The organism is Actinoplanes sp. NPDC049598, from assembly GCF_040675435.1.
Lineage (GTDB): Bacteria > Actinomycetota > Actinomycetes > Mycobacteriales > Micromonosporaceae > Actinoplanes.
This window is the reverse complement of sequence record NZ_JBFAOX010000006.1, coordinates 98,843-123,109: the sequence shown is the minus strand read 5'-3', so window position 1 is coordinate 123,109 and position 24,267 is coordinate 98,843. Positions and strand designations below refer to the sequence as shown.

The window sequence follows — 24,267 nt, the reverse complement described above, 5'->3', positions numbered from 1 at the left end:
CGGCTCAGCTCCCGGCGGAGATCACCGTCGGGGTGGTGAGCAGCCACGACGCGGTGGTGCGGGCCTCGGGGGGCATGCGGGCGTCCTCGCGGACGCGGTGGAGCAGGCCGCGGTGGCTGTCGGTGCCGATGCCGTAGGTGACGCCGTGCAGGATCTCGCGGCCGAGGCCGTCCGGGGTGCGCTGCCAGGCGGCCAGTTGCCGGGCCAGGATGCGGCTCCACGTCGGCTCGGGAAACGAACCGGCGCAGTGCGGGGTGGCCCAGGCGGCGGCGTAGCGGGCGCGCTCGCCGAACTCGCGCTCGGTCAGGATCTGGCCGATCAGCGGGCGGTGCACGGCCGAGCCGAGGTTGGTCAGGGTGCGCAGCGCCGCGTCGAGGTCGGTGTCGCGCCGGCCGCGCAGGTCGGTGACGACCCGGTCCAGGATGGCCGCGGCGACCGGCTCGCGCAGCGGGGTGGCGGCCACGAACATCGAGGAGAGCAGGCGTTCGTCCGGGTTGTCGCTCTCCAGGCACTCGCCGACCAGCTCGGCCAGGGTGAGCTCGGCCGGCCGGTCGACCGGGGCCTGGGAGAAGGCCCGGCTGGCGATCATTCGCGCGCCCGGGGTGACCGGCAGCCGGCGTACCTCCGTGGTCTGGCCGGCGAGGGCGCGGCCGATCTGGACCGCGAGGGGGCGCAGCGGGCCGGCCAGGCCGGGGTCGCCGAGCAGGCCGGTCACCGAGCGGCCGATGCCGCCCAGCTCGTCCGGGGTGAAGTGCCGGACCCGGATCTTGCGGACGGCGGCCAGCAGGGCCCCGTACGTCGCCCGGTCGTCACCGGCGGCGGCGATGGTCCGCAGGATGTGGCTGTTGGCGTCGGGGTGGGCCGTGGTGTCCAGCAGGGACAGCGGCTCGACGACGACCGGGTTGCCGGTGTCGGCGGCGAGCCGGATGCAGGCGTCGACCGCGTGCACCCCGGCGTCGGGGTGGCCCAGCAGCCTACTCATCGATTCCTGGCGCTGGAGCCAGGCGCTGTCCTCGGCGACGGCCAGCTCCGTCAGCAGGCGCTGGGACAGCTGCTGCCAGAGCCGGGGCGGGTGCAGGACCAGCCCGGGCCGGGCCCGGACCAGCTCGGTCAGCTCGTCCCACTCCGGGCCGGTGATCGGGCCGGCGCCGGTGGCCACCTCGAGCAGGCTGTGCAGCCGCCCCGGGTCGCCCTGGTCGGCGCTGACGACCGGGGCGCCGGTGGCCCGGTCGAGGGCGTCCTTCAGGGTGGTCAGCGAGTGCGGGGCGAGGCCGAGCAGATCCTCGTAGCGGCGGATCGCGGCCCGCGGGGCGCTGGTGCTGCCGTTCTCCCAGCGGGTGATCTGGGACTCGGCCAGCGGGCGGTCGCCCGACGGGCGGAAGGCGGCGGCGAAGACCTTGCCGGTGCGCCAGCGGGCGTCGCGGGCCAGCCGGCGGTTGACCCGGAGCAGCCAGCCGATCCGTTCGCGTGGGAGGGCTGCCGGCACTCGATCGAACTTACCGGCGGTAACTAGATCAACTCAATCGAGCGGGTTGCACAGCTGCGCGCCCGATGCAATTGATCTACGACCGGCGCCGCCACCTGGGTAGCCTCGCGCCCAGGCACCCTCGAAGAGCTCGCTGGCGGGCGAGCTTCGTGGCCGCGCGGTGGCGGCAAACACCGCGCCGGCCGGTGCGCCGGCGTCCCTCGGGGGGAGGGGCGCCGGCGCACCGCTTCATCGAGGGTTCGCCATCTCGACTCTTATTGATCAAGTCGGCTGGGACGCAAAGTTCTCAGGAGATCTCCAGGATCTTCGTCCGTGCACCACCTCGGACGCCGGCTCACGGCCCTGCTTCTGCTCCTCGTCGTGGGGGCGCTCCTGCCCGCGCGGCCGGCGGCGGCCCACCCCTTCGGCGATCCGCAGACCGTCACCGTCGCGCTCGACCCGGCCCGCCCCGACGTCGTCCGGATCCGCTGGAAGGTGGGCGGGCTCGACGATCTGACCCTGCTCGGGGTGGCGCTGGGCGTGCTGCCCGGGGACCGGGTCCTCCTCGACGGGGCGGTCTTCTACCGGCCGTCCGACGCGGCCGCGATCGGGCCGTCGGCGCAGCTGGCCGCGTACCTCCTCAAGCAGATCACCGTGACCGGCTGCACCGGCGCCGTGCGAACCCCGGGCGATCTCGCCCGCGAGGGCGTGACCGTCGACTATGCCTGCCCGGCGCCGGTCGGCCGGGCCGCCGTCACCGTGCGCACGCTGACCGACCTCAACCCGGCCTACCAGACCCTGGCCACCGGGCCGGGCGATCAGCACGCGGTCTACCGCGACGGCGAGGCGACCCACGACTGGGTCCTGGGCGACGTCGCGGCGGACGAATCGAAGCTCGGGCGCAGCGCCGCCGTACAGATCGGCGGGGTCGCCCTCGGGGTGCTCCTGGTCGTGATTGTGCTGGTCGTCGCCGTGCGCCGCCGAGGCACCACCCACCCCACCTAAGGAGACACCCTCCATGAACCGCAGGGCCCTGTGGCCTGTGCTCATGGTCGCCGTCACCGCCGCCGTGGTCGCGCCCGCGACCGCCGGGGCCGAGACGGTGGCCGCGGGCAGTCCGCCCACGCTCAACGTGAGCAGTGGCCGGACGCTCGACGGCACCACCCGGATCACGGCCGACCCGACCACCGAGGGCGACGCCGTCGCCACCCTCACGGTCGACGGCAAGGACTTCGGCGCCGCCCAGACGGCCGGGACCGCCCACCTCAGCTTCGACATGGGCGGCAACGGCACCGAGGCGCGCTACCACAACTACCTGGTCGTCAACGATCACACGGCCGAGGCCGACCGGCTCTACCTGCCGGACATCGCCGGCGGCGTGCGCGGCACGGTCGACATCCCCGGCGAGTGGCTGCACACCGGGGTCAACACGGTCACCGTCAACGCCGGCGCCAACTGGGTCGACACGACCAGCACCACCGCCACCGGGGTGGAGACCCTGCCGTACGGCGAAGGGCTGCGCTGCCCCAACTACGACGACTTCACCATCAGCAGCGTCGGCCTGGGCCTGCTCGGCGTGGTGGCCGACAGCGAGCAGAACGCGTTCAGCTACACCTTCGGCGACGGCACCTGTGGCACCTCCAAGCGCCTGCTCACCCAGCCGCTGACCTTCGTGACCTCCGGTGCGCCGGGCAGCACGGCCGGGCTCGGGGGCGATCTGGACACCACCGAGCTGAGCAACGGGACGCACACGATCGCGGCCACCACCGTGACCGGGGCGGCCGCGAGCGCGACGGTCGAGGTCAACAACGACCCGGCCGGCGCCGCGAAGATCACCCCGGCCGACGGCGTGCTCGTCCGCGGCGAGCAGCGGGTCATCGCGGCCCCGGCCACCGGCGGCACGGAGGCGGTCTCGCGGCTGGCCGTCGACGGCGACGCCGCCGAGGACGAGGAGACGCTGGCCGGCAGCTCGGCCACGTTCGGCCTGACCATCGAGGCCGGCAACTCGGCCGAGGCCAAGTACCACAACTACGTGCTGGTCAACGACAACCGGGTCGACCTCGGCGGCGACTGGGGCGTGGCCGGGGCGGAGACGGTCAGCCTGCCGTTCCCGGCCCGGTTCCTGCACCCCGGCGACAACGTGATCGAGCTGCGCACCGGCACCTACAACGGCACGTCGGGCGGCGTCACCTGCGCCAACCACGACGACTTCAAGGTCACTCGCAGCTCGGCCCGGCTCGGGCTGAGCACGGCGGGGACGGTCACTCCGGGGCCGGCGTACGTGGTCACGGGCGCGACCAGGACGGCCGTCACGACCGAGTCGATCGCGCTGGGCGACGGCACCTGCGCGGCCAACAAGGACCTCGAGCTGCACTTCGACGTCGCGGGCGCGCCCACGACGCGGACCACCGGGACCCTCGGCAGTGGGGGTGACGCGCACCTGAAGGTCTTCGTCGGCGGCAACGGCTCCGACGGCGGCTACGACAACAAGGTGCTGATCAACGGCATCCCGCGCGACCTCGGCCTGTGGGAGAAGGAGGTCGCCGATCTCGCGTTCCCGAACGAGTGGCTCGTGCCGGGGATGAACACGGTGCAGTTCCGGGCCGGCAGCGACCACGGCAGCGCCAAGCCCGGCGGCTGCGACAACTACGACGACTTCACGCTGCGGGACTTCGCGCTGACCCCGGCCGGTGGGAAGGCGACCCTGGTGACCCGCGAGATCGCGGGCACGGTCGTCACCATCGGATCGGCCAGCTACCCGGTGGGCGCGCCGGTCACCGTCTCGGTCGGCGACGGCACCTGCGGGAGCAGCCACAACGGCACGCTCGAGGCCACGATGACGTTCTACGTGACCGCGCCCGACGGCAGTCCGCTGCCGGTGCTGGGCCGGCGGGCCGATCTCGACACCACCAAGCTGGCCGACGGCCGGCACACCGTCACCGCCGTGGTCGGCGACAAGACCTCGACCCGCCGGATCACGGTCGACAACACGGCGCCCGTGGTCACCGGCAGCACGCCGGCCGAGGGGCAGCGGCTCACCTCGACCGTCGCGCTCACGGTGGACGTGAAGGACGACTCGGGCGTGGCCGGGACGCCGGTCATCACGCTGGACGGCGCGGCGGTCAAGGAGGGCGACGAGATCGGGCACGGGTTGCCGGCCGGGTCGCACACCCTCGCCGTGACCGCCACTGACGTGCTCGGTAACTCGGCTGTCCGGAAGATCAACTTCACCAGCGCCTTCATTCCGTCGGTGCCCGCTGATCTCGCGTCCGAATCGTCGGATACGACAGCCAAGCTCTCCGCCAAGATCGACGGGCCGGCCACGGCGACCTTCACCGCGGCCGACGTGGTGCTGCCGACCGGGGGCTACCAGGGAGTCGCGGGAGCCGTCCCGACCACGTTGGACGTGGCGCACGACGCGACCGTCGACGTGGCCTCGCTGCGGCCGCTCGACGGGAAGACAGTGGACACGCCGTCCGGGCGGGACGTGGTGTTCCAGCGCTACGACCTGGCCGTGGGCAACCCGGCCCAGACGCCGACGCTGCGCTGGGAGGGCGCCATCGACCCGGCCCGGGTCGTCGCCCTGCGGGTGTGGGACGCGGCCGCCTCGAAGTGGGTCGTGCTGACCAGCGCCCGCGGTCAGGCCGGGAAGAACACGGTGCTGACGGCTCCGCTGGCCAACTCCTACCGCCCCGGCGGCGCCGTGCACGTGCTGGTCACCGGCGAGGACCCGTTCGCCGACGACCTGTCGCCGCGCGACTCGACGGCGCAGAACGACAAGGACCGCTTCGAGGACCCGGCGTCGTACGACTTCTCGCTCGCCCACTTCACCGACACGCAGTACATCACCGAGGGCGCGGCCGGCGGCACGTACAACGACTGGGACGGCGTCGACGAGGCGTCCGACGTCGAGACGGCCGAGGAGCAGGCGATCTGGCAGAACGCGTACCGGGCCGAGACCCAGTGGATCGCCGACAACGCCGCCTCCCGCAAGATCGCGTACACCGCGCACACGGGTGACGTGATCGAGAACGACTACTACGACCCGCTGGCCCGCAAACCCGACGGGACTCTGCAGCGCCCGGGCCTCAACGAGCAGGTCGACAAGGAGCTCGCGGTCTCCTCGGGCAACCAGAAGGTGCTCGACGACCACGGCGTGGTCAACCAGGTCATCGCCGGCAACCACGACAACCAGCTCGGCGCCGAGACCGGGCCGGACTCGCGGTTCAGCAAGACGTTCAGCGCCGACCGCTACTACAAGGTCGCCCAGTCGTGGCCGGCCGGGGCCGAGTACCACGCCTGGGACGAGGCCGGCGCCACGCCGGGTCGCGACAACCAGAACAACTACGTGCTGTTCAGCGCGGGCGGTCTCGACTTCGTCGCGGTCGGCCTGTCGTACGGGGTCACCCGCGACGAGGCGCAATGGGCCGACACGATCTTCAAGAAGTACCAGGACCGCAACGGCATCCTGCTCTCGCACGACTACCTGAAGCCGTCGACCAGCGCCGACGGCCGCGGGGCGGCGTTCTCCGAGCCGGACGGGTCGGCCCTCTACAAGCAGGTCGTGGAGAACAACCCGAACGTCTTCCTCGTGCTGGCCGGGCACGAGCACGGCGTCGGCACCAACCTGAAGTCGAACATCGGCGTGACCAAGACCCACGACGTGGTCGAGCTGCTGGCCGACTACCAGTTCTACACGGTGGCCAGCTCCGAGCTGTGGCCCGACAAGGTCGACGCCGCCGGCAACATCGACGTCAACGGCGACGGCAAGATCGACCACAAGGCGACCGACCGGCTGCAGTTCGGCGCCAGCTTCCTGCGGCTGCTGCAGTTCGACGTCAAGCGGGCCGAGCTGCACATCGACACGTACTCGCCGTTCCTGAAGAACTTCGGGGCCACCGAGTACGACATCCGGCAGGACGGCAGCCAGACCAAGCCGCGCTACAACGGCGCCGAGGACAACCTCACCCTGCCGGTCGACCTGACCAGCCGGAAGACGTCGTTCAGCACGGACTCGCTGGCCGCCTACGTGCCCGGCGCGGTGATCGGCACGGACACGCTGACCGAGGCGGGCCCGGCGTCCGTCACGTGGGCCGGGTTGCAGCCCGTGACCTCGTACGCCTGGGTCGTCTCGGCCCGGAGCGCGGACGGCGGCGAGTCGACCGCCCAGCCCGCGGTGTTCCGTACCGCCAAAGCGAAACCGGCGATCAGCGTGACCACCACGCCGGTCGATTGGGGGACGGCGGCGTCGGTGCCAGTCAAGGTCGCCGGCGGTACGGGGACTGTGCAGGTGGCCGAGGGCACGAAGGTGCTCGGGTCGGCCGCCCTCTCCGCCGGCGCGGCGGTGATCGGGTTGCCGAAGGGGCTCGCCGGTGGCAACCACGAGCTGACGGTGACCTACTCGGGTGACGACACCCTGCTCGCCGGCTCCGCCAGCGCTGTTCAGGTGGTCAAGCTGCCGGCGTCCTGGAGCGCGACGGTGGCCTACCAGGCCGGCAACCGGGTCAGCTATCAGGGCAAGGTGTACGTCGCGTCCTACTACGCCCGCGGAGGCGCGCCGGGCGACCCGAACGGGGCGTGGCAGGAACTCGCCATGAACGAGGCCGGCGAGGCGCTGTGGACGGCGTCGCGGATCTTCCAGGCGGGGGACACGGCGCTGTACGAGGGCAAGACGTTCAAGGCGCGCTGGTACACCCGCAACCAGAAGCCGGGCGACGTGAACGGGCCGTGGGCCGAGGTGGCGCCGCCGAAGCCGGACAACAGCCCGGCCGACTGGACCCCGACCACGGTCTATGTGGCCGGGGACCGGGTGACGTTCGAACAGCACGTGTACGAGGCGAAGTGGTGGACCCGCAACCAGGAACCGGGCACGTCGTCCGGCCCCTGGAAGTCGATCAGCTAGGTCGCCTTACGTCCTGGCGCGCCCCACCCTCGCGGTGGGGCGCGTCTCGTCATGCGGTGAAGGCCGCGGCGTGCTCGCGGGCGAACGTGCCGATGTCACGGGCCGGGCGGCCGGTGATCGCCTCGACGTGATCGGTGGTGTGCTCGAAGCCGCCGGCCCGGATGAGGGCGAAGACGCCGGCCAGGTGCGCGGCGAGCCAGTCGGGCAGACCCGCCCCCTCGAAACGGGGGCGGGCCTGTTCCGCGGTCAGGTCGAGGGCGCGGACTTCCCGGCCGGTGGCCCTCGCGAGGGCCGCGGCAACCTCGGCGAAAGTGATCGCGGACGGGCCGGTGAGGTCGTACGACTGCCCATCGTGGCCGTCACCGAGGAGAACGGCGGCGGCGGTGGCGGCCACGTCGCGGATGTCGATCATCGCGACCCGGCGGCCCGCGGTGGGGGCGGGCAGCAGGCCGGTTTGCCGGACGCCGTCGGCCACCATGAACAGGTTGGTCATGAAGAAGGCCGGGCGAAGGACCACGGCCCTGTTGCCCACTCGCTTGAGGTGATCCTCGATCTCGCCGTGCCACCGGTAGGCGGGCAGCGGTGAGGTGGGGTCGGCGTGCAGGGCCGAGAGCTTCACGATGCGTTCCACGCCGGCCTCGGCGGCGGCGTCGATCAGCGCGGTCTCGTGGGCGATCTTGCGCGGGCCGTCGGGGGCACTGACGTAGACGCGGTCGATGTCCTTGAGGGCGTCCTTGATGGACGTCGCGTCGTCGAAGTCGCCGGGGATGTCGGCTCGGCGGGAGAAGCAGCGGACCTCGGCGCCGCGGGCTCGCAGCTCGCGGACCACGTGGGCGCCGACGGTTCCGGTGGCGGCGGTGACCAGAACGCGGGTCATGGGATTACCTCCGGTGGGATGTTGTGGCCTAGGTGGAAGACGTTGTCCGGGTCCCAGGCGCGCTTGATCTCGGTCAGGCGGGCGTAGTGGCCGGGGGTGAAGGCGGAGCGGGTTCGCGACGGGTCCATGAGCAGGGAGAGGAAGGAACCGCCGGTAGCGTGGGGGCGGATCCGGCCGGCCAGGCGGTCGAGGGCCGTGTCGGCCCTTTCCGCGCCGGCCCTTCCTGCGCTGGCCCTTTCCGCGCCGGCATTGGCTCTTTCTGCGGCGGCGGGATAGGGGGCGACTGCCATGACCGAGAACGGGACGTCGCGGTGTCCGGCCGGGCCGGCGTCGGGGGCGGGGCGGGCCATCGCGCCGCCCCAGTGGCGTAGCTCGACGAAGGCGAGCGGTGAGTCGGGGGCGCCGGCCTCGACGACGGCGTCCAGGACCTCGTCCGGCAGAGTGTGGAACAACTCGAGCTCCTGCCGATTGGCCATCGGTGGTGCGTCGGGGCCGTTAGTAGCGTCGCCGGCCGCCGGGAAGGGGCGCATCTCGAACGCGTCGAACAACGGTGGGCCGGCGGCGGCCAGCAGCGGGGCGAGGACGCGGCGGCCGTCGTCGCCGTGGTGGAACGCGCGGAGGGCCAGGACCCGCTGTCCCCGCAACGGCTCCCTGATCAGCAGCACGGCGCTGTTCATGGCCTCGGGCTCGGTGCGGGCCCACTCCCGATAGGCGGCCAGGGTTTCCCGCGCTCGCTCGATGCGATAGAAGGACATGCCGGAGAAGACCCGGTCCACCGGGTAGAGCCGGAACTCCAGCGAGGTGACGATGCCGAAGTTGCCGCCACCGCCGCGCAGGGCCCAGAAGAGGTCGGGGTGCTGGTCGGCCGAGGCGGTCCGCGCGACGCCGTCCGCGGTGACGAGGTCGGCCCGGACGACGCTGTCGGCGGCGAAGCCGTACGTCCGGGACAACCACGACTGGCCGCCGCCGAGCGTGTAGCCGGTGACCCCGACCGTGCGGCAACGGCCGGCCAGGCCGGCGAGACCGTAGCGGGCGGCGGCGCGATTGACGTCGGCCCAGACTGCGCCGGGGCCGACACGGGCGATCCGGTTTCGGGGGTCGATGTGGACGTCGGTGAGCGCGGTGGTCTTGAGCAGCAGAGCGCCGTCGGCCGGGACCAGGGTGCCGTGACCGGTGGCCTGCACCGCGAGCGGCAGGGCCTGCTCCCGGGCCGCGCGGACCGCGGCCTGGACGTCATCGGCGCCGGCGGCGGCCACGATGACGGCCGGCCGTGACTCGAAGTTGCGCTGCCAGCCGGCCCGATGCTCGTCGTAGCCGGCGTCGCCGGGCCGGAACACCGGTCCGTACCGGGTGAAGGTCGTCATGGGCCTGAAGCTATGCAGCTCCCGGCCGGGGACGGATGCTGTGAGGATGTGGTCCGGATGTGCCGTGCGCGTGCTCGGCACCGGCGCGCTCCCGGTGGAGCGCAAAGCGCGCGAGCTGCTGACGATCCTGACCGTCCACGCCCCGGCCGCGGTCGGGCTCGACGAGCTCGCACGCCTGCTGTGGGACGACCCGCCGCCGTCTGCGGTCAAGACCTTGCGGGCCCACCTGTCCCGCGTCCGCACCGCCCTGCGCGCCGCCGATAGGCCGGCCGATCCCGTCGCCCGGAATGCTGACGGGTCGGCGGATTCTGTTGCCGGGGGCGCCGGTGGGTTGGCCAATCCGGTCGCTGACATTGAGCGGGTCGGGCGGGACGGGTATCGGTTGGCGGTCGCGGCTGAGCGCACCGATGTCGGCCTGGTCGCCGCCGCGCGGGTGCGGGCCCGGCGGCTGCTGGCCGACGGGGAGCCGGACAGCGCCGCCGCCGTGCTGGCCGAGGCCCGTGAGCTGTGGCGCGGCGAACCGGAACTGCCGGATACGGTCGCGGCGGCGGCGCTGAGGCAGGGATGGCGACAGGAACGGCGGCTTCTCGTGCAGGAGCATCTCGGGTGTGTCGCGGCGGGCACCGATCCGGGCTCGGCCCTCGGCGAGCTGGAGCGGCTGACCGCGACCGATCCGCTGGACGAGCCGCTGTGGGTGCTCTACGTGCGGGCCCTGCACCGATCGGGGCGGCCGACCGAGGCTTTGCAAGCGGCGGCCACCGCCCGGGCGGCGCTCGTCGAGGTCGGCCTCGACCCGTCGGCCGCTCTGCGTGACGCCCAGGCCGAGGTGCTGCGGCCGGAAGCCCCGATGACGTCCACAGTGGATTATGCCGGGCCGACCGCGTACACCCGTCTCTCCCGCCGCGGCCATGACCTCGTCGTGCTCAACCCGGGCCTGCTCACCATCGACGGCTTGCTCGACGGCGGCTACGCCCGCACGGCGCTGGCGGCCCTCGCCGAACACGCGGCCGTCGTCTGCCTGGACCGCCGCGGCATCGGCCTTTCCGGCCCGCTCGACCCGCAGCAGGCCCCGCTGGACCAATGGGCGGACGACGTGCGCCAGGTGCTCGACACCCTCGGCGTCGCGCGGGCCGACCTGTTCGCCAACTTCGACACCGGACTGGTCGCCCTGGAGTTCGCGGCCCGCCACCCCGCCCGCGTACGCCGTCTGGTCCTGGCCCAGTGCTTCCCGCGCTACACCCGGAGCGGCGACTATCCGTACGGCCTGGACCCCCACACGACCGAGACCCTGATCAGGGACACGGTCGCCCCGGCAGGGCTGGACTCGGTCGCCCAGGCCGCCCCGAGCGTCGCCGCCGACGAGTCCTTCCGCCAATGGTGGAACCGGCTCGGCCGCCGCGCCGCCGCCCCCGCGGTCGCCACGGCGATCCGGTCGGTCGCCACCGGCACCGACCTACGCCACCGGCTGCCCGCCGTGACCGCGCCGACGCTGATCCTGCACCGCCGCACCTGCCTCAACGTCGACATCGGGCACGCCCGCTACCTGGCCGCCCACCTCCCGGACAGCGAGCTGCGAACCCTGCCCGGCACCGACGCCCTGTGGTTCACCGACTCGCCCGACCTGCGCCGCGCCGCCATCGACTTCCTCACCCGCCGCTGAACACCTCCGCCCGCCCATCGGCCCGCGGATCGCTGCCCGCGTCCAGGACGCCACCCCGCAGCCGAGCCACCTGCACGTGCCCAGCGTCGTCGTGAAGCCCCGGAGCCGTCTCCACGACGTATTCCCGGGCCGCCCCGCCCAGCCCCGGCGCCCCGTCGAGCCCCGGCGTCTCGCTCGGGCCTGGCGCCCCGTCCAGCCTCGGCGTCTCGCCCGCGCCTGGCGTCTCGCCCAGCCCCGGCTCGAGGAGCAGGGTGGGCACGGGCCGGCCGATCTCTTCCGTCCCGATCACCCAGCGGGGCCGTGCGACGAGGGCGGCCAGGTCGGCGGCGTCCACCACGTCCTCGGCCACCTGGGCCAGGATCCACGGCTGGGACCGGCCACCCTGGCACCCGAGCGCGATCACCCCGTCCTCGATGACCCCGAGCGTGGGACAGAGCGTGTGCGGCGGCCGCATCCCGGGCGCGATTCGAGCCGGATGCGCCGGATCAAGACTGAACGACGCCCCGCGGTTGTGCAGCACGACGCCGGTGGCCGGATCCAGCAGCCCCGAGCCGAAACTGAAGAACACACTCTGGATCAGCGTGACCGCATTCCCCTCACTGTCGACCGCCACCACAGCCACGGTGTCCCCAGTGGGCCGCAAACCGCTTCCCCCACCGCTGTGCCTTTCGGATATTTCCGATTTGCTGACGGGAGAAGCTGCCGCTGGGCCGGCCACTAAACCGGCCGCTGGGGCGGGTGGGTGGTTGGGCAGCAATCCGGCCAGGTTGATCGGGCCTGTGCGGGGGTCGCCGAGGAAGCGGTCGCGGGCGGCCCGGGCGCGCCAGGCGTCGGCCAGCAGGGTCTTCGAGCCGACGAGGTCCAGGAAAGTAGCGCCCTGGACGGGTGGAGGCGCGGCGGACCACACCACCCCGTCGACCGTTCTGGTCAGCGGGTCGGTCACCTCGGCTCGGTGGGCGGCGAAGTCGGCGACGGTCAGCGGGCTGCCCAGTTCGCGGAGCCCCTCGGCCAGGGGCGGGCGATCGTAGAACGAGCGCCAGTCCTCGCCGACAGCGGTCAACGTGCGGGCCAGGGCGGGCTGGACGAGGTGGTCCCGCAGGGCTTCACCGTCGAGGAGCAGGGCGGACAGGCCAGGATCGGCGCGTACGGCGTCGAGGCCGGCCACAGCCGCCCGGCGGAGGCCCGGGCTGACCGGTACGCCGTTCTCGGCCAGGGCGATCGCGGGGGCGAGCAGCTCGCGCAGGGGGCGGGTCGCGCCGAGGGCGGCGATCGCGGCCCAGCCGGCCACCACGCCGGGGACGGTGATGGTCTGCGGGCCGGCGGTGGGCATCCGGTCGCCGGCCGCCCGCAGACCCTCCACATCGGTCGCCGCGGCGGCCGCCCCGATCGAGAGAACCGCGCGGGGCGCTTGACCCGCGGGGCGGACGATGGCCACGAGGTCGCCGCCGAGGGAGCACTGGTGGGGGTAGACCACCGTCAGCGCGGCCGCCGCCGCGAGGGCCGCGTCGAAGGCGTTGCCGCCGACGGCCCGGCCGCTCTCGACGGCGGTGAAGTGGGGAGCGGCGACCGCTGTTCTCATGCCGCCAGAGTAGAGAAGAAAGCGCGGACGTCGTCGATGAAGAGTTTCGGCTCCTCGGCGGCGAGGAAGTTGCCGCCGGCCGGCAGCTCGGTCCAGTGGGTGACCGGGGCGTCGCGGTCGGCGAAGCGGCGGACGGTGATGTCGGTGACCCCGAGGGCGACACCCAGCGGGAAGGTCGAGCGGGGCTTCGGGACCCAGGCCGCCGGGTCGTGGGCGGCCTCCCAGTAGAGGTTGGCCGAGGAGCCGGCCGTGCCGGTGAACCAGTAGAGGCTGACGTTGGTGAGCAGCAGGTCCAGCCCGACGGCGTCCTCGGGCCGCTCGGCCGACGGGTCGGTCCACTCCTGGAACTTCTCGACGATCCAGGCGAGCTGGCCGACCGGGGAGTCGTGCAAGCCGTACGCCACGGTCTGGGGCCGGGTCGACTGGATGACGTTGAAGCCCATCTTGTCGTCGCGGAACTCCTGCAGGCGCTGCAACCGGGTCTGCTCGGCCTCGGTGAGCCCCTCGAAGTCGGCCGGGTCGCCCGACGGGAAGGTGATGTGGCCGTGGACGTGGACGCCGATCACGCGCTCGGGCGCCTGCCGGCCCATCTCGACCGCGATGGCGCCGCCGCCTCCGCTGCCCTGCACGCCGTACCGCTCGTAACCCAGCCGGGACATGATCTCGCCGAAGGCGGCGGCGATCCTCGGGGTGTTCCAGCCGGGCGCGGTGAGCGGGCCGGAGAAGCCGACGCCGGGGGTGCTCGCCAGCACGAGGTGGAAGTCGGCCCGGAACGCCTCGACCACCGGCTGGTAGAGGGCGAACGAGCCGGGCCAGTCGTGCGTGATCAGCAGCGGGGTGGCGGCCGGGTTGTCCGAGCGGACGTGGGCGAAGTGGAGGGTCTGGCCGTCCACCTCGGTCAGGAACTGGGGGAGTTCGTTGAGGCGCGCCTCGGCGGCCCGCCAGTCGAAGTTATCGGCCCAGTACGCGGCGAGGCCGCGCAGGTAGTCGACCGGGACGCCGCGGCTCCAGCCCTGGCCGGGGATCTCGGGGGACCAGCGGGTGCGGGCGAGGCGGTCGCGCAGGTCGGCGATGTCGGCGTCGGAGATGTCGATGCGGAAGGGGCGGATCTCGGTCATGCCACTCTTCTCCTCCGTGAGCGGAACGGAATGTTCCGTTCCGCTTTCGACTCTACGCCGGCCCGGAGGGGAAAGCTATAGGGGAACGGAACATTCCGTTCCGGTATGCTGAGGGGTATGGCGATCTCCGAACGAGCCCGCAAGGCGGCCCTGAACGACACGGCGATCCTGGCCGCGGCCCGGGACGTCTTCATCGCCGACCAGCGGGCCCCGATCTCCGAGGTGGCGGAGCGGGCCGGCGTCGGCATCAGCGCCCTCTACCGCCGGTACCGGAACAAGGAGGAACTGCTCCGGGTCCTGTGCCACACCGGGCTGAAGACGTTCATCGCCGCCGCCGAGGACGCCGCGGCCGAGCCCGACGGGTGGACGGCGTTCGAGACCTTCCTGCGCACGGTCGTCGACGCGGACGTCCACTCGCTGACCGTGCACCTGGCCGGCACGTTCACCCCGACGGCCGAGATGGACGACGACGCCGTCCGGGCCGGCGAGCTGGCCGCCGCCCTGCTCGACCGGGCCCGCGCCTCGGTGCGCTCCGGCTTCGTCCTGGCCGACGTCACCATGCTGCTGGAGATGTGCGCCGCCGTCCGCCTGCCCGACCCCGACCGCACCCGGCAGCTGCGCGAGCGCTACCTGACCGTCCTCCTCGACGGCATCCGCACCGGCGCCGGCCTCCCCGGCCCCGACCCCACCGACGAGGAACTCGGCTGGCGCTGGCGCCACTGAGGGTCGGGGCCCCCGCAGGCGTCAGGGGGTTGGGGGCCCGCGCAGCGTCAGGGGGTCGGGGGCACGCGCAGGCGTCAGGGGGTTGGAGGCCCGCGCAGCGTCAGGGGGTCGGGGCCCGAGCAGCGTCAGGCGGCCGCCGTCGCCAGGGCGGGCGTCACCTCGATGACGGCTCCGGTGGTCAGGCTGTAGAGGGCGGGCACCGCCTGGACCGTGCCCCGGCGCAGGGCGTCGTCGATGCTGGACGATCGCTGCCGCAGGCGGTCGAGGGTGTGCAGGGCGTGCTGGCCGCAGATCTCGGCCGGGGTCACCGCGCCGTCCTTGCGGGCGCGCAGCACGTGCGGGGCGATGCGCTCGGCGATGTCGCGGATGTAGCCGGGCGGGACGGTCGCGTTGTCCAGGACGTTGGTCGCGGCCGCGACCGCGCCGCAGCACTCGTGACCCAGCACGACGATCAGGGAGACACCGAGGACGTCGACCGCGTACTCGGCCGAGCCCAGCACGGCCGTGTCGAGCACGTGCCCGGCCGTGCGGACCACGAACAGGTCGCCCAGACCCTGGTCGAACAGGATCTCGGCCGGGACCCGCGAGTCCGAGCAGCCGAGGATCAGCGCGAACGGCGACTGGGACTCGGTGATCTGGGCGCGGCGGCTCGCGCCGCGGTCACCGGAAGCGGTGCTGTGGTCCTCTCGCCAGCGCAGATTGCCTTCCTGCAGGCGGGCCCAGGGGGACTGGTGAGGAGAAGTCATGGGGGAACTCCGGGTCTGGTGGGGGATTCAGTTGAGGATGGCGCCGGTGGTGGCGACCTGTTCGGTGAGCACGCCGCTGATCAGCTTCTGCGTCTGGTTGATCTCACCGACGGCCGTGTGGATCTCGGCCAGCGATGCCGTGACCGCGTCCACCCGGGCCTGGATGGCGCCGACCTTCGCGCTGACCTCGGTGGTGGCCCGCTCGGTCTCGCTCGACAGCTCCTTCACCTCGCCGGCCACGACGGCGAAGCCCTTGCCGAGCTCACCCGCCCGGGCCGCTTCGATCGTGGCGTTGAGCGCGAGCAGCTTGGTCTGGGCGGCGATCGACTGGATCGTCTTCACCACCTGGTTGATCTCGGCGCTGGCCTGCCCGAGCGTGGCCACCTGCTGGTTGGCCTCGACGGTGAGCCGTTCACCCTGCTCGGCCACGGTGGCCGCCGAGGTGACGTTGCGCTCCACCTCGGCGATGGAGTCGAGCAGCTCGCGGCCGGCGTTGTGCAGCTGATCGGCCGCCGTGAACCGCTCCAGCGCCTGCCCGACCAGGAACGCGGTGTTGCGCAGGGCGCTCTCCCGTCCCGGGTACATGATCAGCGTGCGGGTGGCGAAGAAGTCCATGGTGCCGACGATCCGGCCGCCCACCCTGATCGGCAGGCACACGCCCGACTTGACCCCGGCCGCCTGGGCGGCGGGACGCCGTACGCAGTCGGTCAGCTCGCCGAGGTCCTCGACGAACACGAGGTCGCCGCGGGCCCAGGCGCGGCCGGACAGGCCGACACCCTTGGCGAACGAGGCCGACATGGTGACCCGGCGGAACTCCTCGCCGGCGTCGCCCGACTCGAGCGCGAAGCGGAGGACGTCGTCGTTCTCGTCCAGTTGCCAGAACGAGCCGTACTGCCAGTCGAAGTCCTTGCGGATGGTCTCCAGCGCCGACCGCAGGGCCTGGTCGCGGCCGGTGGCCTCGGTCAGCTCGCGGATGACGGTGGAGACGGCCTCGACGTCCTGGGCCGCCTTCTCCTGCCGGACGGCCTCGTGCAGGCGGGCCAGCGCCCCCGAGACGAGCTGGCCGACCGCCCGCAGGACCGACAGCCGGCCCTCGGACGGGTCCAGCTCCTCGGTGGCGAAGAAGTCCATCGTGCCGACGACGTGGCCGTCCTCGATGAGCGGGAAACAGATGCCGCTGCGCACGCCGGCCCGGGCCGCGACGGGGGCGCGGACGCAGTCGGTCATGTCGGCGATGTTGCGGACGAAGTACAGGTCACGCTGACGCCACGTACGCCCCGACAGGCCGACCCCCTCGGCGAACGCCGCTTCCAGGGTCACCCGGCGGAAGTCGTCGTTGACGCTGCCGCTCTCCTGCGAGAACCGGAGGACCTTGCCGGCCGGATCGAGCTGCCAGTACGAGCCGTAGGCCCAGCCGAACAGGCTGCGAACCAGATCAAGGGCGGTGCCGATCGCCTTCTCGGGGGAGGGGGCGCTCTCCATGGCCCGCATGATCGCGGTGACCGCCTGCAGGTCGGCCTGGGCCTCCGCCAGGTCCTCGGTCAGCTGCTCGGTCGCCTTCTGTCTGCCGCTTCGGAACACGCCGCTCCCTCCGGGAGAGCGGCACCTTACCGCTCAGTAGCCTGTCCATCGGCCCGGCCCGGCCTTACTTGAAATTTTTACAAATGGTCTGCTGATTCAGCGGAGCGGTTAGCTTTCATGCGTGGCCGCCACCCGCCTGAACAGAGTCGCCGTCCTCGTGCTGGAGGGGGCGAAGCCCCTCGACGTCGGGATCCCGGCCCAGGTCTTCACGACGCGGGCCAGCATGCCGTACGAGGTGAAGGTCTGCGGTGCGCATCCCGGCCTGGTCACCGGTGGCGACGGGCTCTCGTACCACGTGGCCGACGGGCTGGACGCGCTCGAGTGGGCCGACATCGCCTTCATCCCCGGCTACCGCCACCCGGACCGGGAGGATCCGCCCGAGGCCGTCGTCGAGGCGCTGCGCGCGGCCCACGCGAACGGGACGCGGCTGGCGGCGATCTCCACGGGTGCGTTCGCGCTGGCGGCGACCGGGCTGCTCGACGGGAAGAGGGCGACCACGCACTGGCATTACACGCGGCAGCTGGCGGCCAAGCACCCGCAGGTCCGGGTCGACGAGAACGTGCTCTTCGTGGACGAGGGCAGCGTGCTCACCAGCGCCGGGGCGGCGTCCGGGATCGACCTCTGTCTGCACATCCTGCGGGGCGATCTGGGGGTGGCGCGCTCCAACCACGCGGCTCGGCGGCTGGTCGCCGCTCCGTACCGCAGTGGTGGTCAGGCGCAGTACGTGCCACGCAGCGTGCCCGAGCCGCTGGGCGCGCGGTTCGCGGCGACGCGGGAGTGGGCGCTGCACCGGCTGGACAAGCCGCTGACGCTGGAGACTCTCGCGCGGCATGCGAGAGTCTCCGCCCGTACGTTCTCCCGCCGATTCGCCGAGGACACGGGGTACACGCCGATGCAGTGGGTGATGCGGGCCCGCATCGACATGGCGCGGGAACTGCTCGAAAGCTCGGAGCGCAGCGTGGAGCAGATCGCCGGTGACGTGGGGCTCGGGACCGGGGCGAATCTGCGGCTGCACTTCCGGCGGATCCTGGGAACGACCCCGAGCGAGTACCGGCATACGTTCGTGGCGTGATCCTTGCGGACCATGGCGCTTACGCCGCTGTCACGTTCTTCCGGGGAGCGGAAGTCTCTAAGGCATGACACGCATTGCGATCAACGGATTCGGCCGTATCGGGCGCAACGTGCTGCGCGCCCTGCTCGAACGGGACAGCAAGCTCGAGATCGTCGCCGTCAACGATCTCGCCGAGCCGGCGGCGCTGGCCCGGCTGCTCGCCTTCGACAGCACGGCGGGCCGGCTCGGCCGCCCGGTGACCGTCGACGGGGACACGCTGGTCGTGGACGGCCGGCGCATCAAGGTGCTGGCCGAGCGCGAGCCGGCCAACCTGCCGTGGAAGGAGCTCGGCGTCGACGTCGTGCTGGAGGCCACCGGCCGCTTCACGTCGGCGGCCGCGGCCAAGGCCCACATCGACGCGGGGGCCAGGAAGGTGCTGGTCGGCGCGCCCTCGGACGGCGCCGACGTGACCATCGCGCCCGGGGTCAACACTTCGGCGTACGACCCGAGCGCGCACACGATCGTCTCGAACGCCTCCTGCACGACCAACGCGCTGGCCCCGCTCGCGCACGTGCTCGACGAACTGGCCGGCATCGAGCACGGCTTCATGACCACCGTGCACGCCTACACCCAGGAGCAGAACCTGCAGGACGGCCCGCACCGGGATCCCCGGCGGGCCCGCGCGGCCGGCGTCAACATCGTGCCCACCACCACCGGCGCCGCCAAGGCCATCGGCAAGGTCCTGCCCAAGCTGGACGGCAAGCTCTCCGGCGACTCGATCCGCGTCCCGATCCCGGTCGGCTCCATCGTCGAGCTGAACACGATGGTGGCCCGCGACGTCACCCGCGAGGAGATCCTGGAGGCCTACCGCGCGGCGGCGAACGGCCCGCTGGCCGGCATCCTCGAGTACTCCGAGGACGCCCTGGTCTCCTCCGATATCGTCGGCAACCCGGCCTCGTCCATCTTCGACTCGGCCCTGACCCGCGTCGACGGCCGCCACGTCAAGGTCGTCGCCTGGTACGACAACGAGTGGGGCTTCTCCAACCGCGTGATCGACACGCTGGAGCTGCTCGCGGTCTGAGCGCTCACTGCCCGGCCACCCAGGTGGCGATCTGGGCCCGCCGGGAGACGCCGAGCTTGGTGCGGATGTGCTCGACGTGGGCGGCGGCCGTCTTCGGGGCGATGGTCAGGGCCGCGGCGATCTCCGGATTCGTCCGGCCCTCGGCCACCAGCCGCGCCACCTCCATCTCGCGGGCCGACAGGGCGGAGACGGCCGCCGGCTGCGGCAAGGTCAGGACCGGGAGACCCGCTTGGCTGTACGCGGTGACGGCCGCGGCCCGGAACTCGGCGGCGGCCGCCGGCCGGCGTGAACGGGTCGCGCACCGGGCCTGATCGAGCCGGACGGCTGTGCCCTCCCAGAAGCGGTCGCGCGACGCCCAGAACGAGGCGGCCGCGGCCAGGTGGGTGCGGGCCTTCCCGGTCTGCCCCTCGTGCAGCAGGATCAGGCCGAGGGCGTGGTCGAGGGCGCCGAGCGTGCCCGGGATGGCCCGTTCGCCCAGCAGCGCGGAGGTGCGGGCGAGCCAGTCGCGGGCCGCGGTCGCTCCCGGGCCGGCCAGGTACGCGCGGGTGCCCGTGACCACGTACGGGAAGAGGTAGGCCGCGTCCCGCACCCGCGCGGAGGCCTCGAAGCCCACCTCGCAGCGGGCGACGGCCGTGGCGATCTCGCCGCGGGCGAGCGCCACCTCGGCCTGACCCCACCCGGCGGGAGAGAGCCGCTGCAGCTCGCGCATGGCCGAGCCCAGCTTCTCGGCCTCGGCCAGGTGCGCGGTCGCCTCGTCGTGGGCGCCGCGGGCCAGCGCGACATAACCGAGCACGTGCCGTGCGGTGATCTCGGTGGTGATGCCGCCGCCGTCGGCCAAGACTCTCGACGCCAGCTCGGCGGCCGAGGCGAACCGGCCGGTGGCCCACCGCACGTGCGCGAGATGCGCGGTCATGTAGTGCTCGTCGTTGATCCGCTCGGCCCGCGCGGCGTAGCCGATCCCCGCCTCGAGCACGGCGGCGGCCTCCCGATACTCCACCAGCACCGACAGGCTCGAACCGAGCATCCGGTACGCCCGCGCCGCCTGCGCTTCGAGCCGCAGCTCAACCGCCCGGGCGATCGCCGTCCGCAGCAGACCGGCACCTTCCGCCATCCGCCCGGCAAAGAGAAACACCGACCCCAGCGTCGCGTCCAGGTCGCACCGCACCTGATGCCGGCTCTCCGGTGGGGCCGGCTGGTCGTCGGTCAGCGCGAGGGCCAACTCGCCGTCCTCGATGGCCTCGGTCAGCTGCCGGTCCAGCATGTAGGCGGCGGACAGGGCCGCGTGGATGCGGGCACGGTCGGCCGGGCGGCCGGCGACCAGGGGAAGCGCGGAGCGCAAACTGGCCGTGCGCTCGGCCAGGTGGGCGCCGAGCAGGTGGCGGACGGCGACCCAGTCGGGCAGCAGGGCGGCCGCACCGGGCCCGTCGCCCAAGTCGAGACGCAGCCGGTGCGCCTGCTCGTAGGCGGCTGCGGCGGCGGTGTTGTCGTCCACGGCGGCCAGCTCGGCGGCCAGGGCGGCCAGCAGATCGGCCCGCTCGGCCGGGGGCAGCCCGGCCGGCCAGGTGCGCCGGGCGCGCTGGTAGAGCTCGACCGCCTCCCGGTGGGCGGACATGGCCGACGCCTCGGTGGCGGCGGCCAGCGCGTGCCGGAACGCCTCATCGGTGCGGCCGGCCCGCTCGTACTGGTCGCTGAGGAACGCGTCGGGGAACCCGGTGGCCGCCGCGGCGGCCCGGGCGTGCAGATCACGCCGCCGGTGCGGGGTGATGTCGGCGTAGAGGGCGTCCCGGATCAGCGCGTGCCGGAAGTCGTAGCCGTCCCGGTCGGCCCGCGGTTGCACTAAGAACAGCGAGGTGAGCTCACGCAGCCCGTCATCCACCGCTTCCGGCCCGTCGCCGGTGATCGCGGTCAGCAGATCCAGATCGAACGACCGCCCGAGCACGGAGGCCACCTCGGCCAGCGCCCGTGCCGACGGCGACAGCTGGGCGGCCCGCGCGAGCACAGCATCGGCCAGCGTCTCCGGGACCTCGTCCCCCACCACCCCGCCGGCGGCCAGGAACTCCTCGACGTGCAGCGGGATCCCGTCGCTGCGGGCGTACACCGAGGCGGTGACGGCGCGCGGCAGAGCGGCCCCCGTGATCGCCGCCGCCATCGCCGCGGTGTCTTCGACGCCGAGGCGGGGCAGCCGCACCTCCTCGGCCAGGCGCTGGGTGAGCAGCCGGGTCCGCCACTGCCGCATCGGCACCCGGGGATACAACTCGTCACTGCGATAGGTGCCGACCACGAGCAGCCGCATCTGCTTCGCCCGCGCCCCGAGCCGGCCGATGACATCAAGGGTGAGGTCATCCGCCCAATGCAGATCCTCACAAGCGACGAGCACGCCCGCCGGCGCGGGTCCGGCGATCAGGTCGGCCAGATCGGCGGCCAGCAGACGCCGCTGCCGGTGCTGGTCACCGTCGGACAGTTCGTGCAGGCGCTGCTGAAGGCGCTCCCCGGCGGCCCGCCGGCCCGGGTCGCGGCGCATCTCGGCTCCGAGGTCGGCCAGCAGCCCACCCGCGATCTCGGTGTCACCGGGCGAGGCCCCGGCGGCAAGCACGGCGTACCCCAGGGCCCGGGCCCGCCGGACGATCTCACCGAGCAGCCGGGTCTTCCCGATGCCCGCCTCGCCGGCCAGGAAGAGCAGCTCGCCCGCGGGCGCGGCCAGCCGCCGATCGGCCAGCGCGACAAGATCGTCGCGCCCGACGAGCATGGGGCTGCTGAGCGTCACCCCGCGACTTTAGGTCTACGACGTCGGCTTCTTAGGTGCTCTGACCGATGTCCGACCGGCGGCCCCCGCCAAGACTGAGGACATGGCGAAATTCATGGATGTACACAGCGGATTCCACGGCGTCACCCCCGAGCAGTTGAGCGAGGCCCACGACGCCGACCTGAAGATCGAGGGCGAGGAGGGCGTCCACTTCGAGCGGGCCTGGCTCGACCCGGAGTCGGGCAAGGTCTTCTGCCTGAGCACCGGGCCGAGCAAGGAGGCCGTCATGCGCGTCCACGAACGCGCCGGCCACCCGACCACCGAGGTCTACGAGCTGACCGCCGAGGTCTGATCGTCGGAGGAAGCAGCGGCGAACGACGGGCTGACGTTCGTCCGGGAGCGGACGATCTCGACCACGTGGGCGACGGCGTCGTCGAGGGCGACGCCGTTGCGCTGCGAGCCGTCGCGGTAGCGGAAGGAGACCGTGCCCCCGTTGACGTCGTCGTCGCCGGCGATCGCCATGAAGGGGATCTTCTGCTGCTGGGCGGTGCGGATCTTCTTCTGCATGCGGTCGGTGGAGTGGTCGACCTCGGCCCGGATGCCCTGCCGGCGCAGTTTGGCGACGAACTCTTCGAGGTACGGGGCGTGGTCGTCGCGGATCGGGATGCCGACCACCTGGACCGGGGCCAGCCAGGCCGGGAACGCGCCCGCGTAGTGCTCGACCAGCACGCCGAAGAACCGCTCGATCGAGCCGAACTTGGCCGAGTGGATCATGACCGGTTCCTGGCGGGTGCCGTCGGCGGCCTGGAACTCGAGGCCGAAGCGGGCCGGCTGGTTGAAGTCGTACTGGATGGTCGACATCTGCCACGTACGGCCGATCGCGTCCTTGGCCTGGACCGAGATCTTCGGGCCGTAGAAGGCGGCGCCGCCCGGGTCGAGCACGAGCTCCAGTCCGGACTCGGTGGCCACGTCCTCGAGGACCTTGGTCGCGACCGCCCACTGCTCGTCCGAGCCGATGAACTTGTCGCTCTTCGGGTCGCGGGTCGACAGCTCCAGGTAGTAGTCGTCCAGGCCGAAGTCGTCGAGCAGTGAGCGGACGAAGTTCAGCAGGTGCTTGATCTCGCCCGGCGCCTGCTCGGCGGTCACGTACGAGTGGGAGTCGTCCTGGGTCAGGCCGCGCACCCGGGTCAGGCCGTGCACCACGCCCGACTTCTCGTAGCGGTAGACCGTGCCGAACTCGAAGAAGCGCAGCGGCAGCTCACGGTAGGACCGCCCGCGTGACCTGAAGATCAGGTTGTGCATCGGGCAGTTCATCGCCTTGAGGTAGTAGTTCGCCCCCTCGAGCTCCATCGGGGGGAACATCGTGTCCTTGTAGTACGGCAGGTGCCCGGAGGTGTGGAACAGCCCCTCCTTGGTGATGTGCGGCGAGCTGACGTACTGGAAGCCCTCCTCGATGTGGCGGGCCCGGACGTAGTCCTCCATCTCGCGCTTGATGACGCCACCCTTGGGGTGGAACACCACCAGACCGCTGCCGATCTCGTCCGGGAAGGAGAACAGGTCGAGCTCGGTGCCGAGCTTGCGGTGGTCGCGGCGCTCGGCCTCGGCGAGGCGGGTGAGGTACGCCTTCAGCTCGTCCCGCGACGGCCAGGCGGTGCCGTAGATGCGCTGCAGCTGCGGGTTCTTCTCGCTGCCACGCCAGTACGCGGCGGCCGAGCGCATGAGCTTGAACGCCGGGATGAGCCGGGTCGTGGGCAGGTGCGGGCCGCGGCAGAGGTCGCCCCAGACACGCTGGCCGTCCTTGTCGAGGTTGTCGTAGTGGGTCAGCTCGCCGTGGCCGACCTCCATGACCTCGTTGGCGTCGACGTCACCCTTGAGGTCGACCAGCTCCAGCTTGTACGGCTCGCCGGCCAGCTCGACCTTCGCCTCTTCGAGCGACTTGTACTCGCGCCGGCGGAACGACTGCCCCGCCTTGACGATCTCCTGCATGCGCTTCTCGAGCTTCTGCAGGTCCTCCGGCTGGAACGGCTTGGGCACGTCGAAGTCGTAGTAGAAGCCGTCGGTGATCGGCGGCCCGATGCCGAGCTTGGCCTCGGGGAAGACGTCCTGCACGGCCTGGGCCAGCACGTGCGCGGCCGAGTGGCGCAGCACGTTGAGCCCGTCCGGCTCGTCGATCGCGACCGGGGTCACGTCGGTGTCGAGCTCGGGCTGCCAGTCGAGGTCGCGCAGGCGGCCGGAGGCGTCCCGGACGACGACGACCGCCTTGGGGCCCGTCGTCGGCAGGCCGGCTGCGGCCACCGCGTCGGCGGCCGTAGTCCCGGCCGGGACGACGAGAGGGTCGGCCACAGCGGGGGTACGGGGTGCGGACACGGTGTTCTCC

16 protein-coding genes are annotated in these 24,267 nt (G+C 72.5%); 7 read left to right on the top strand and 9 right to left on the bottom strand.

The genetic code is table 11. The features are described 5' to 3' along the window. Window positions 1-4 precede the first annotated feature (4 nt). The gene (locus AB0J66_RS16065) at window positions 5-1,486 is read right to left on the bottom strand and encodes a hypothetical protein (protein WP_364660462.1); all 1,482 of its coding nucleotides are present in this window, start codon (window positions 1,484-1,486) and stop codon (window positions 5-7) included. A gap of 312 nt (window positions 1,487-1,798) precedes the next feature. On the opposite strand from AB0J66_RS16065, the gene AB0J66_RS16060 reads away from it, so the two are divergent. Next, window positions 1,799-2,470: a hypothetical protein gene (locus AB0J66_RS16060; RefSeq protein WP_364660461.1), complete on the top strand. Its 672-nt coding sequence runs from the start codon at window positions 1,799-1,801 to the stop codon at window positions 2,468-2,470. Window positions 2,471-2,483: 13 nt separating this feature from the next. Then, window positions 2,484-7,367 carry a carbohydrate-binding protein gene (locus AB0J66_RS16055; RefSeq protein WP_364660459.1) on the top strand — a complete coding sequence of 1,628 codons (4,884 nt, stop codon included), beginning with the start codon at window positions 2,484-2,486 and terminating at the stop codon, window positions 7,365-7,367. A gap of 49 nt (window positions 7,368-7,416) precedes the next feature. Here the strand turns inward: AB0J66_RS16055 and AB0J66_RS16050 are convergent, their stop codons facing one another. Further along, window positions 7,417-8,244 carry an NmrA family NAD(P)-binding protein gene (locus AB0J66_RS16050; RefSeq protein WP_364660457.1) on the bottom strand — a complete coding sequence of 276 codons (828 nt, stop codon included), beginning with the start codon at window positions 8,242-8,244 and terminating at the stop codon, window positions 7,417-7,419. Then, window positions 8,241-9,608: an FAD-binding oxidoreductase gene (locus AB0J66_RS16045; RefSeq protein WP_364660455.1), complete on the bottom strand. Its 1,368-nt coding sequence runs from the start codon at window positions 9,606-9,608 to the stop codon at window positions 8,241-8,243. Before AB0J66_RS16045 ends, AB0J66_RS16050 begins: the two co-directional genes overlap by 4 nt. Window positions 9,609-9,654: 46 nt before the next feature. Between AB0J66_RS16045 and AB0J66_RS16040 the strand changes: the two genes are divergently transcribed. Then, entirely contained in the window at window positions 9,655-11,268 is a 1,614-nt protein-coding gene (locus AB0J66_RS16040; RefSeq protein WP_364660453.1) for an alpha/beta fold hydrolase, read from the top strand. Here AB0J66_RS16040 and AB0J66_RS16035 read toward each other — a convergent pair. Both AB0J66_RS16035 and AB0J66_RS16030 read right to left on the bottom strand, forming a co-directional pair. Beyond that, entirely contained in the window at window positions 11,255-12,847 is a 1,593-nt protein-coding gene (locus tag AB0J66_RS16035) for a gamma-glutamyltransferase (RefSeq protein WP_364660451.1), read from the bottom strand. The two genes, AB0J66_RS16040 and AB0J66_RS16035, sit on opposite strands and share 14 nt — an antisense overlap. Next, entirely contained in the window at window positions 12,844-13,965 is a 1,122-nt protein-coding gene (locus AB0J66_RS16030) for an epoxide hydrolase family protein (protein ID WP_364660449.1), read from the bottom strand. Before AB0J66_RS16030 ends, AB0J66_RS16035 begins: the two co-directional genes overlap by 4 nt. Before the next feature lie 117 nt (window positions 13,966-14,082). Here AB0J66_RS16030 and AB0J66_RS16025 point away from each other — a divergent pair, with 117 nt between their 5' ends. Beyond that, on the top strand, window positions 14,083-14,688 hold the full coding sequence (locus AB0J66_RS16025) for a helix-turn-helix domain-containing protein (protein WP_364660447.1): 606 nt from the start codon (window positions 14,083-14,085) through the stop codon (window positions 14,686-14,688). Between the two features lie 125 nt (window positions 14,689-14,813). On the opposite strand, the gene AB0J66_RS16020 is transcribed toward AB0J66_RS16025, so the two are convergent. Both AB0J66_RS16020 and AB0J66_RS16015 read right to left on the bottom strand, forming a co-directional pair. Next, window positions 14,814-15,434, bottom strand: a complete 621-nt coding sequence (locus tag AB0J66_RS16020) for a carbonic anhydrase (RefSeq protein WP_364660446.1) — start codon at window positions 15,432-15,434, stop codon at window positions 14,814-14,816. Window positions 15,435-15,461: 27 nt separating this feature from the next. Beyond that, window positions 15,462-17,015, bottom strand: a complete 1,554-nt coding sequence (locus AB0J66_RS16015; protein WP_364660444.1) for a GAF domain-containing protein — start codon at window positions 17,013-17,015, stop codon at window positions 15,462-15,464. A 121-nt stretch (window positions 17,016-17,136) separates the two neighbouring features. Between AB0J66_RS16015 and AB0J66_RS16010 the strand changes: the two genes are divergently transcribed. Both AB0J66_RS16010 and gap read left to right on the top strand, forming a co-directional pair. Next, window positions 17,137-18,087, top strand: coding sequence for a helix-turn-helix domain-containing protein (locus tag AB0J66_RS16010; RefSeq protein ID WP_364660442.1), 951 nt, complete (start codon window positions 17,137-17,139; stop codon window positions 18,085-18,087). A gap of 64 nt (window positions 18,088-18,151) precedes the next feature. Beyond that, on the top strand, window positions 18,152-19,147 hold the full coding sequence (gap, locus tag AB0J66_RS16005; RefSeq protein ID WP_364660440.1) for a type I glyceraldehyde-3-phosphate dehydrogenase: 996 nt from the start codon (window positions 18,152-18,154) through the stop codon (window positions 19,145-19,147). Between the two features lie 4 nt (window positions 19,148-19,151). Here the strand turns inward: gap and AB0J66_RS16000 are convergent, their stop codons facing one another. Continuing rightward, window positions 19,152-21,911: an AAA family ATPase gene (locus AB0J66_RS16000; RefSeq protein WP_364660438.1), complete on the bottom strand. Its 2,760-nt coding sequence runs from the start codon at window positions 21,909-21,911 to the stop codon at window positions 19,152-19,154. Between the two features lie 82 nt (window positions 21,912-21,993). Between AB0J66_RS16000 and AB0J66_RS15995 the strand changes: the two genes are divergently transcribed. After that, window positions 21,994-22,242, top strand: a complete 249-nt coding sequence (locus AB0J66_RS15995) for an SCO4226 family nickel-binding protein (RefSeq protein ID WP_364660436.1) — start codon at window positions 21,994-21,996, stop codon at window positions 22,240-22,242. Here the strand turns inward: AB0J66_RS15995 and thrS are convergent. Next, complete coding sequence (gene thrS / locus AB0J66_RS15990) at window positions 22,218-24,257, bottom strand: threonine--tRNA ligase (RefSeq protein ID WP_364660434.1); 2,040 nt, start codon at window positions 24,255-24,257, stop codon at window positions 22,218-22,220. The genes AB0J66_RS15995 and thrS overlap by 25 nt on opposite strands. Between the last annotated feature and the right edge of the window lie 10 nt (window positions 24,258-24,267).